This window comes from Longimicrobium sp. (assembly GCA_036389795.1).
In the GTDB taxonomy this organism is placed as follows: Bacteria; Gemmatimonadota; Gemmatimonadetes; order Longimicrobiales; family Longimicrobiaceae; genus Longimicrobium.
In genome coordinates, this window is record DASVWD010000109.1 from 1 (window position 1) to 8,669 (window position 8,669).

General features: G+C 72.8%; 10 protein-coding genes. All 10 read right to left on the minus strand.

The features are described 5' to 3' along the window. Nucleotides 1-203 precede the first annotated feature (203 nt). The 10 genes from ptsP to ribE all read right to left on the minus strand — a co-directional run bounded on the left by ptsP (nucleotide 204) and on the right by ribE (nucleotide 8,300). Nucleotides 204-1,988: a phosphoenolpyruvate--protein phosphotransferase gene (gene ptsP / locus VF746_14745; GenBank protein HEX8693678.1), complete on the minus strand. Its 1,785-nt coding sequence runs from the start codon at nucleotides 1,986-1,988 to the stop codon at nucleotides 204-206. Nucleotide 1,989: 1 nt separating this feature from the next. Beyond that, nucleotides 1,990-2,259, minus strand: coding sequence for an HPr family phosphocarrier protein (locus tag VF746_14750; GenBank protein ID HEX8693679.1), 270 nt, complete (start codon nucleotides 2,257-2,259; stop codon nucleotides 1,990-1,992). 20 nt (nucleotides 2,260-2,279) lie between these two features. Further along, nucleotides 2,280-3,131 carry a PTS system mannose/fructose/sorbose family transporter subunit IID gene (locus VF746_14755; GenBank protein ID HEX8693680.1) on the minus strand — a complete coding sequence of 284 codons (852 nt, stop codon included), beginning with the start codon at nucleotides 3,129-3,131 and terminating at the stop codon, nucleotides 2,280-2,282. After that, entirely contained in the window at nucleotides 3,128-3,841 is a 714-nt protein-coding gene (locus VF746_14760) for a PTS sugar transporter subunit IIC (protein ID HEX8693681.1), read from the minus strand. The genes VF746_14755 and VF746_14760 overlap by 4 nt, the downstream gene beginning before the upstream one ends. A 205-nt stretch (nucleotides 3,842-4,046) precedes the next feature. Continuing rightward, nucleotides 4,047-4,520, minus strand: a complete 474-nt coding sequence (locus VF746_14765; GenBank protein ID HEX8693682.1) for a PTS sugar transporter subunit IIB — start codon at nucleotides 4,518-4,520, stop codon at nucleotides 4,047-4,049. Beyond that, a complete protein-coding gene (locus tag VF746_14770; protein HEX8693683.1) occupies nucleotides 4,504-4,926 on the minus strand; it encodes a hypothetical protein in 423 nt (140 codons plus the stop codon). The genes VF746_14765 and VF746_14770 overlap by 17 nt, the downstream gene beginning before the upstream one ends. Continuing rightward, nucleotides 4,919-5,881: an HPr(Ser) kinase/phosphatase gene (hprK, locus tag VF746_14775; GenBank protein HEX8693684.1), complete on the minus strand. Its 963-nt coding sequence runs from the start codon at nucleotides 5,879-5,881 to the stop codon at nucleotides 4,919-4,921. The genes VF746_14770 and hprK overlap by 8 nt, the downstream gene beginning before the upstream one ends. 375 nt (nucleotides 5,882-6,256) lie before the next feature. Further along, nucleotides 6,257-7,384 carry a glycosyltransferase family 4 protein gene (locus VF746_14780; GenBank protein ID HEX8693685.1) on the minus strand — a complete coding sequence of 376 codons (1,128 nt, stop codon included), beginning with the start codon at nucleotides 7,382-7,384 and terminating at the stop codon, nucleotides 6,257-6,259. After that, nucleotides 7,381-7,821 carry a transcription antitermination factor NusB gene (nusB, locus tag VF746_14785; GenBank protein HEX8693686.1) on the minus strand — a complete coding sequence of 147 codons (441 nt, stop codon included), beginning with the start codon at nucleotides 7,819-7,821 and terminating at the stop codon, nucleotides 7,381-7,383. Before nusB ends, VF746_14780 begins: the two co-directional genes overlap by 4 nt. Then, nucleotides 7,818-8,300 carry a 6,7-dimethyl-8-ribityllumazine synthase gene (gene ribE / locus VF746_14790; GenBank protein ID HEX8693687.1) on the minus strand — a complete coding sequence of 161 codons (483 nt, stop codon included), beginning with the start codon at nucleotides 8,298-8,300 and terminating at the stop codon, nucleotides 7,818-7,820. Before ribE ends, nusB begins: the two co-directional genes overlap by 4 nt. Nucleotides 8,301-8,669 lie beyond the last annotated feature (369 nt).

Here is an 8,669-nt window from a genome sequence, read left to right on the forward strand (position 1 = left end):
GTCATCTCTGGTCGTGTGCGAATATGTGGCACTCGCGATTCAGCGACGACTACGACCTAATTCCAGACCCGCTTTTCCAACGCCTTACTGATGCTTTGGCCTACGCCGCGTGAAAGGGCCAAAGTCGAGCTCAGGATGACAACGTTTCTATGGTATTGGAAACACTCTCTTCAGGATGACCGCGACACGGCCGATCTTCCGGCTCAGTGCTCCGGGGAGGCGGTCCACGGGCCCGCGAACTTGGAGAGGTCGAGCACCGCCCCCAGCCGCGCGGTGAGCGCCCGCACCACGTCGTCGGCGGTGGGGGCCTTGAGCGCTTCGCGCACGGCCTCGGCCGCCTGCTCGTAGGTCACCGAGCGGATCACCTTCTTGATCTCGGCGAGCGACGCGGAGCCCACGCTCAGGCTCCCCACCCGCATCCCGATCATCAGGAAGGCGGCCAGCGGGTTGGCGGCCATCTCGCCGCAGACGGCCACCTCGATCCCCGCCTCCCGGCCCGCGCGCGCCACCTGGTCCAGCAGCCGCACCACCGCGGGGTGGAACGGCTTGTAGAGCCGGGCCAGGCGCGAGTTGCCGCGGTCCACGGCCAGCGTGTACTGCACCAGGTCGTTGGTGCCGATGGAGAAGAAGTCCACGTGGCGCGCGAGCTCCGGCGCCGAGAGCGCGGCCCCCGGCGTCTCCACCATCGCCCCCAGCTTCCACCCGCCCGGCAGCGCGTGCCCCTCGGCCTTAAGCTCCGCCGCGCACTCGTCCAGCAGCCGCCGCGTGGCCTCCACCTCGGCGATCTCGTTGATCAGGGGGAGCATCACGCGCACGTCGCCGTGCGCCATGGAGCGCAGCAGGGCGCGCAGCTGCGTGCGGAACATCTGCGGCTCGTCCAGGCACACGCGGATCGCCCGCCACCCCAGGAAGGGGTTCTCCTCGGGGGCCATGTGCAGGAACGCCGGGAACTTGTCGCCGCCCAGGTCGAAGGTGCGGATCACCACCGGCTGCCCCGGGAACGCCTCGGCCACCTGCCGGTAGGCGCGGTACTGCTCCTCCTCGCCCGGGGCGGTGCCGCGGCCCACGACCAGGAACTCGGTGCGGTAGAGGCCCACCCCGTTGGCGCCGTGCGCCCGCGCGTTGGTCGCCTCGCCGGGGAGGTCGATGTTGGCCCGGAGCGCCACCTCCACCCCGTCGCGGGTGCGCGAGGGCAGGTGCGCCAGCAGCACCAGCTCCTGCTCCCACTCGCGGATGGCGAAGTCGCGCTGGCGGTACGTCTGCTTCTCCTCGTCGCTCGGCTCGACGACCACCCGGCCCGTGCGCCCGTCCAGGATCAGCTCCTGCCCGTCGCGCACCAGCTCCGAGACGTCGCCGAGCGAGACCACGCAGGGGATGTCGAGCGAGCGGGCCAGGATGGCGCTGTGCGAGGTGCGCGTCCCCAGGTCGGTGGCGATCCCCACCACGTACTCGGGGTCCAGCTGCACGGTGATTGACGGCGTCAGCTCGCGCGCCACCAGGATCACCGTCTTGTCGTCGGTGCGCTGGGTGACGTCGGGGTCGGGGAGGTCCATCAGCCGGCGCAGCACGCGCGTCTGCACGTCGGCCAGGTCGTTGAGCCGGTCCAGCACCATCGGGTGGCTGGTGTGCGAGAGCACCGACTCCCACTCCAGCACCCGCCACTCGAAGGCGCGCTCGGCGGTCAGGTGGTTGTCGCGGATGTAGCCGATGGTGCCCTGGATGAGGTCGGCGTCCTCGAGCATCAGCACCTGCGGCTCGAAGATCTGCGCCTCCACCTCGCCCATGGTCCGGACGGTGCGGGCCTGCAGGACGCGGATGCGCTCCTTGGCCCACTCGCACGCCTCCAGGAAGCGCGCGACCTCGGCCTCCACCTGCTCGGGCGGCACGGTGGCGCCGTGGGGGACGCGCGGCACCTCCCAGCGCAGCACCCGCGCGGGGGCGATCACGATCCCCGGCGCCGCCGGGATCCCGTCGCGGGCCAGGCTCAAGTCAGTCCTCCCCGAACCGGTTGCGGATCAGCTCCACCAGGGCGTCCACCGCGTCCCGGCTGTCCTGCCCCCGGGCGCGGATGTGCACCGTGGAGCCGCACTCGGCCGCCAGCATCATTACCCCCATGATGCTCTTGCCGCTCACCTCCACGTCGTCCTTGCGGATCCAGACGTCGGAGGCGAAGCGGTTGGCCAGCTTCACCAGCTCCGCCGCGGGGCGCGCGTGGAGCCCGTACTTGTTGACGATCTGCACTTCGGACTGCGTTTCCATCCGCTCTTCGGTAGCGGGGTCTAGGGACGCGCGAGGACGAGCCCCGCGAGGAGGACCGCCAGGAGCGCCGCCGCGGCCACGGCGCGCACGCGCCGCCCCAGCGCCACCCCCAGCGCCGCCGCGGCCGCGCCGATCACCCACCCCGGCCAGCCGGGGACGTTGGGCACGGTGTTGCCGATGGCCAGGACGGCGGCCGCCCCGGCGAAGGCGGCCCCCGCGCTGGCGGCCCGGTCGCCGAGCCGCTGGAAGGGGAACGCCCTGAGCACGCGGCCGACCTCCAGCCCCTGCTCCAGACCGGCTCGCAGGCCCCAGCCGCGCAGGTACAGGTGCAGGGCGTTGAAGGCCAGCAGGAACGCCGCCACGGCCGTCCACCAGGGGAGGCCCGCCAGCACCAGCGCCAGCCCCAGCATCAGGCTGGCCGGGCGCCACATCAGCCACACCAGGCGGTCGCCGAGCGCGCCCAGCGAGCCGCGCAGCGCGCTCTTGAAGCGCGCCACCGTCTCGGGCGGCACCCCGTCGGCCTCCAGGCGCGCGACGGCCCCCGCGGCCACCGTGGCCAGGTACGGGTGGCTGTTGAACAGCTCCGCGTGGCGCGCGAGCGCGCGGCGGAGCGCCTCGGGATCGGTGTAGACCCGCCGGAGCGCGGGCGCCAGCACGAACGCCAGACCCGTGCCGATCAGCGACTGGTAGTTCCACGACCCCTGCACGATGAAGCTGCGCAGCAGCATCCGCCGCCGCACCGCCGCCGGGACCTCGGCCCGCACCGCGGCGGCCGCGGGCGGGGCCGGTGCGGACGGCGCCGGCGGCGGGGCGGGCCCGGCGGGGCCGGCCGGCTCGGCCGGCAGGGCGGGAGACACGGGGACGTCGCTCATCGCACGAAGAGCCAGAGCGCACCGAGCGCCGCCCCGGCCGCGAAGAACGGCCAGCGCGCGCGCCCGAAGAGCCTTAAGCCCGACGCCGTCCCCGCGGCGATGGCCGCTCCCACCGCCAGCGCGGCCCAGCGCGGCGGGAACGCCATCAGGCGCGTCTCCAGCGCGCCGAGCAGCGCCCCCAGGAGCACCACGGCGGCCACGGTGAGGAAGGTGCCGCGCGCGAAGTCGAGCGCCACCGGCGTCCAGTGACGCCGGGCCAGCGCGGCCGGCTCCAGCGTCCCCCCCGGCTCCACCCCGTCGAAGCGCGCGTTGTAGTGCCGGAGCGCCACCACCGTGCGCCCGCCGACCCACTCCCAGGCCAGGGTGAAGAGCACGATCACGAGCAGCGCCGCGTAGGGGCCCTCGGCGGTGGAGAAGCCCGTGCTGGCGTAGTACGACTGCGCCGTCAGGGCGAAGAGCGCCCCGGCCGCCACCGCGGGGGGGCCGGCCTCGGGGTAGGTGGCCGCGCCCACGGGGAGCACGGCCAGGTGGAGCGCCTCCAGCGCCACGCCCACCAGGATCCCCTCCGCCGGCCGCCCGGCCGCCAGCCCGCCCAGGGTGGCCGCCACCAGGGGGCGGCTCACCATGAACTGCCCCACCGAGGTGCCGTCGAGCGCGACGGCGCCCCCCAGCAGGGCGAGCGCGAGCAGGAGCAGGGGCTCGGGGATCATCTCTCTCGTGTCAATCAGGAAAACGACGAACGGCGATTTGCACTTCGACCAGCATCCGCGCGGCCGCGAGGGCCCTCTCTCCCCCCGACCCCCTCTCCCCCAATGAATGGGGGAAAGGGGGAGAACACAACGCGAGGTCCGACCTCCAGCGCGGAACCGACCCGCGCTTCTACCTTCGTACTTTCGTACTCCCGTACTTCTTCCCTCACCCTCCCGTCAGCTCCTCCAGCGGCACCCGCCGCGACGCCGGGAGGTCGCGCGCCGAGACCTTCGCGCCCTCGGCGGCGATGGCCGCCAGGTCGCGCTGCTCGTCGGGGCGCAGGTGCAGGTAGGGGAGGATGCTGGTCCTCCCCGCGGCGTGGTGGATCCCGCCCAGGTTCACCTCCTCGCCCTGCAGGAGCCGCCCCTCGGCCATGCGCCTGGCGGTGGCCACGTCGCGCACCAGCACGATGGTCCGCCGGACGTCGTCCCGCCACCCCGCGTAGTCGCGGCGCGCCTCGGCCACGGCCAGGAAGCGCGCCTCGATCTCCGGCGGCACGCCCAGGCAGTACAGCTCCTGCTCCCAGGGGCTCGCCGCTAGGTCGTCGTCCACCACCACGATGCGGTCGGCGTGGAGCGGGCCGCCCCAGCCGACCGTCACCTGGCCGTGGATCAGGCGCTCGTCAACCCGAAAGAGCACGATCGGCATGCGCCGCGCCTTCCCGGTGGGCGCCGGTGACCCCGGCGCGCCCCTTCTCCACCAGCCGGTCCACCAGCTCGCCGAGGGGCATCTCGCGGTGGAACACGAAGTCCAGCAGCACGGGAAGGTTCACCCCCGTCACCAGCCCCGTGTCGGGCCGCTCCAGCGCGATGCGGCGCGCCGTGAAGGCGCAGCTCCCGCTCCCCATGTCGGTGAAGACGATGGCCGGGCCCGGCCCGCCGATCGCCTCCTGCAGGCGGCCCTGGAGCATCTCGGGGCCGCACCCCTCGTTGCTCAGGGGGACGAGCACGTCGGCGCCCACCCCCGCGATCGCGCGCACCGAGGCCGCCAGGCCGTCCGCCAGCGACGCGTGCGCCAGCACCACGCCGCGGACCGGCTCACTCATAGTCCTCCTCCAGGTACTCCGTGGTGCCCAGCATGCGCGCCTGCAGACGCCGGTTGAAGGCGGCGGCCGTGTCCACCCCCGCGTACTTGAGCAGGTGGTTCATGGCCACCACCTCGCACACCACCGTGATGTTCTTCCCCGGCACCAGGGGGATGGTGACCTTGGGGACCGGCACCCCCAGGATGTCCATGTACTGCGGGTCCAGGCCCGTGCGGTCGTAGTGCGCGTTCTGGTCCCACACCTCGAGCTGCACCACCACCTCGATGCGCTTCTGCAGGCGGATGGCCCGGATGCCGAACAGCTTCTGCACGTCGATGATGCCGACGCCGCGGATCTCCATGTGGTGGCGCTGCAGCTCGTGCCCCTTGCCGATCAGCACCTCCAGCCCGCGGCGCGAGATCATCACCAGGTCGTCGGCCACCAGCCGGTGCCCGCGCTCCACCAGGTCCAGCACCGCCTCGCTCTTCCCCGTGCCGCTGGCGCCGATGAAGAGCAGCCCCACCCCGTACACGTCGGCCAGCGAGCCGTGCATGGTGGTGGTGGGGGCGAAGCGCTCCTCCAGGAACGGCTTGATGCGCGTGTAGAACTCGGCCGTCTTCAGGTCGGTGCGGATCACCGGCGTCCCCACCTGGTTGGCCACCTCCACGAGCGGCTCCGGGGCCTCCTGCGACTTGGTGATGAAGATGGCCGGGATGTCGAAGGAGAGGAACGCCTCGACGGCCGCCCTGCGCCGGTCCTCGTCGAGCGACTCCAGGAACGACACCTCGGTCTCCCCCAGCACCTGCAGGCGGTCCGAGGGGAAGCGCTCGGTGTAGCCGGTGAGCACCAGCCCCGGGCTGGAGATGTCGGGGTTGTGGATCTCGCGCAGCAGCCCGCGCCCGTCGGTGAGCAGCTCGAGCGCGAGCGACTCCCGCTTGGTGCGCAGCAGCTCGTCCACCGTCAGCGTTCCCGGCAAGCGCCGCTCCCTTCGGGTGATCGATGTTCGGGGCTCGCGCTCAGGATGCCACACCCGCGCCCGGCTGACAAGGGCGGGGGGGCGGACGGGACGCCGATCCGCCGTGTCCGGCATCGTGGAACGCCGCCGGGGGTGCCCCCTCCCCGGCCCTCCCCCGCTGCGCGGGAGAGGGAGAGCTTACCGCAGGACCAGGTCTCGGCCCGTCGCGACGGAGGCCGCTCGCCGCGATGGGTTCCGTAGGGGCGAGCCTGCGAGTCCGAGCACGGCCGGCATCCGCGCAACAGGCCGCCTCCCGCGCACGGGCCAGCATCCGCCGGTCAAGGCAGGCCTCGCCCCTACGAGGTCCCGATCAGGATCGCAACCGGCCCGCCGACCTCAACCCGCCGCCTTTCCCCGCCCCTCCGCCACCTCCGCCAGGTGCGCCTCCGTCAGCTCCGCCGCGCGGTCCCAGGTGAAGCCTTCCGCGAACGCCCTCGCCTCCCTGCCGAAGCGGCCCACGAGCGCGCGGTCGCCCGCCAGCCGGGCGAGCGCGTCCGCCAGGGCGTCGACGTCGCCGTGCGGGTAGAGGAGCCCGGTGCGCTCGTGGACGACGGACTCGCGCAGCCCCGGCGAGTCGCTGGCCACGGTGGGGGTGCCGCAGGCGGCCGCCTCCACGTTGGTGATCCCCCACCCCTCCTTGGGCGAGGGCTGCACCGTGGCCCAGCAGGTGCGCATCAGCTCGCGCTTGCGCTCCTCGGTGACGAAGCCCGCGAAGGTGACCAGCCCGCGCACGCCCAGGCGCTCCACCGTCTGCCGCAGCCGCGGCTCGTCGTCGCCCTTGCCGGCGATGATGAGGCGCACCGGCGTGCCGCGCTCCTTGAGCTTCGCCACGGCCTCGACGGTGTGCTCGATGTGCTTGTAGCGCTTGAGCCGGCCCACGGAGAGGAAGGTGGGCCGCGTGGTCCGCTCGCAGTCGGGGTCGGGGCGGAAGAAGTCCACGTCCACCCCGTTGTGGATCACGCGGATGCGCTCGCGGGGGAGTCCCCGCGCCGCCAGGTCGTCGGCCGTGCTCTCCGAGACGGCCTCCACGGGCAGGCGGCGGTAGACCAGGGGGATCGGGCGCTCCAGGAGCCAGGTGGCCGCGGCGAAGGGGACCGACGCCTCGCGGAAGGCGGTGCCGCCGAAGAGGTGGTGGACCAGGAGCACCAGCGGGCGGCGGACCCAGAACGGCGTCCAGAGGGGGACCTTGTTGAGATCTTCGACCACCACGTCGAAGCGCTCGCGGGCCAGGTGGCGCCGGTAGTACGGCGCGGCGGCCAGCAGGTAGGTGTGGCGGCCGCCGGCGCGGTGGATGCGCATCCCGCCGGCCTCGGACCGCGCGGGCGCGCCGTTCCAGCCGGAGACCAGGAGCGAGACCTGGTGCCCCCGCCGGGCCAGGCGGCCGAAGACCTCGTGGAGGTGGACCTCCGCGCCGCCGGAGAGCGGGTTCCCCAGGTCCTGCCAGTTGAGGACGAGGAGCTTCACTGCGGCGGGCCGGCCGCCTTCTCGGGCGCCACGCGGCGCATGACGGCGTCCAGCACGCCGTTGACGAAGCGCGGGCTCTCGGCGGTGCCGTACTTCTCGGCCAGCTGCACCATCTCGCGGATGGTGATGCGCGGCGAGACGTCGTCGACATAGAGCATCTCCGCCACCCCCAGCCGCAGCACGTTGCGGTCGATGGCCGCCAGCCGCTCCAGCCGCCAGTTGGTGAGCGACTCGTCGAGCGCCCGGTCGATGCGCGCCAGGTTGGTGGCCACCAGGCGCACCAGCACCTCGGCGTAGACGCGGTTGTGCGGGGAGACCCTGAGGGTCGAGAACAGCGTCTGGAGCACCCGGATCGCGCCCTCGGGCTCGCCCCCGCGCGACTCCCAGGCGTAGAGCCCCTGGAGCGCCCATCCCCGTGCCTTGCTGCGGCTTCTCACCCCGCCTCCCCCCCGTTCTTCAGCTTCGCGTACAGGTCGGCCATCTCCAGCGCGGCCAGGGCGGCGTCCCACCCCTTGTTGCCGGCCTTGGTCCCGGCGCGCTCGATGGCCTGCTCGATGGTGTCCGTGGTGAGGACGCCGAAGACCACAGGCAGGTCGTGGGCCGCGGCGACGGCGGCCGTGCCGCTGGCCGCGTGCCCCGCCACGTAGTCGAAGTGCGGCGTGGCGCCGCGGATCACGCAGCCCAGCGCGATCAGCGCGTCGAAGCGCTCGCTCTTCGCGAGCACGGAGAGCGCCCCCGGGATCTCCCAGGCGCCCGGCACCCAGACGGCCTCGACGTCGTCGTCGCGCACGCCGTGGCGCAGCAGGCAGTCGCGCGCCCCCGCCAGCAGCGGCCGCGTGATGAAGTCGTTGAAGCGGCTGACGACGATCCCGAACCGCCGCCCCTCGCCGCGAAAGTGCCCCGCGTGCTCGATCATTCGATGTCTGGTGTCCGGGTCCGACCTCGTTTGGTTTTTCAGAACGTGCACACGACTCTTCACTACTCGCGACCCAAGCTGTCATCCTGAGGGCGCATGCACCGAAGCCGCATCTGCACAAGAGCTCGTGCGCCCGAAGGATCTGCGGACGGGGATTGCGCAGATGCCAGGCTCACGCTCGAGCCCGACCCGCAGATCCTTCGTCGCCGCCCCGGCATCCGTGCATTCCGACGATTCCGCGCGGCGGCTCCTGAATAGAAACTACGGAGCCGGGGTCGCGCTCTTCAGGCGGCCTTCCGCAGTTCCACCTTGTAGCCGAGCCTCTCCAGACGCCGCTGCAGGCGTCGCGCTACGCGCTCTCCACCCTGG

Excerpts from the sequence above, each read along its gene's own strand:
- VF746_14750 (HEX8693679.1), bottom strand. The coding sequence starts at position 2,259 with ATGGAAACGCAGTCCGAAGTGCAGATCGTCAACAAGTACGGGCTCCAC.
- VF746_14760 (HEX8693681.1), bottom strand. The coding sequence starts at position 3,841 with ATGATCCCCGAGCCCCTGCTCCTGCTCGCGCTCGCCCTGCTGGGGGGC.
- VF746_14770 (HEX8693683.1), bottom strand. The coding sequence starts at position 4,926 with ATGAGTGAGCCGGTCCGCGGCGTGGTGCTGGCGCACGCGTCGCTGGCG.
- ribE (HEX8693687.1), bottom strand. The coding sequence starts at position 8,300 with ATGATCGAGCACGCGGGGCACTTTCGCGGCGAGGGGCGGCGGTTCGGG.
- VF746_14755 (HEX8693680.1), bottom strand. The coding sequence starts at position 3,131 with ATGAGCGACGTCCCCGTGTCTCCCGCCCTGCCGGCCGAGCCGGCCGGC.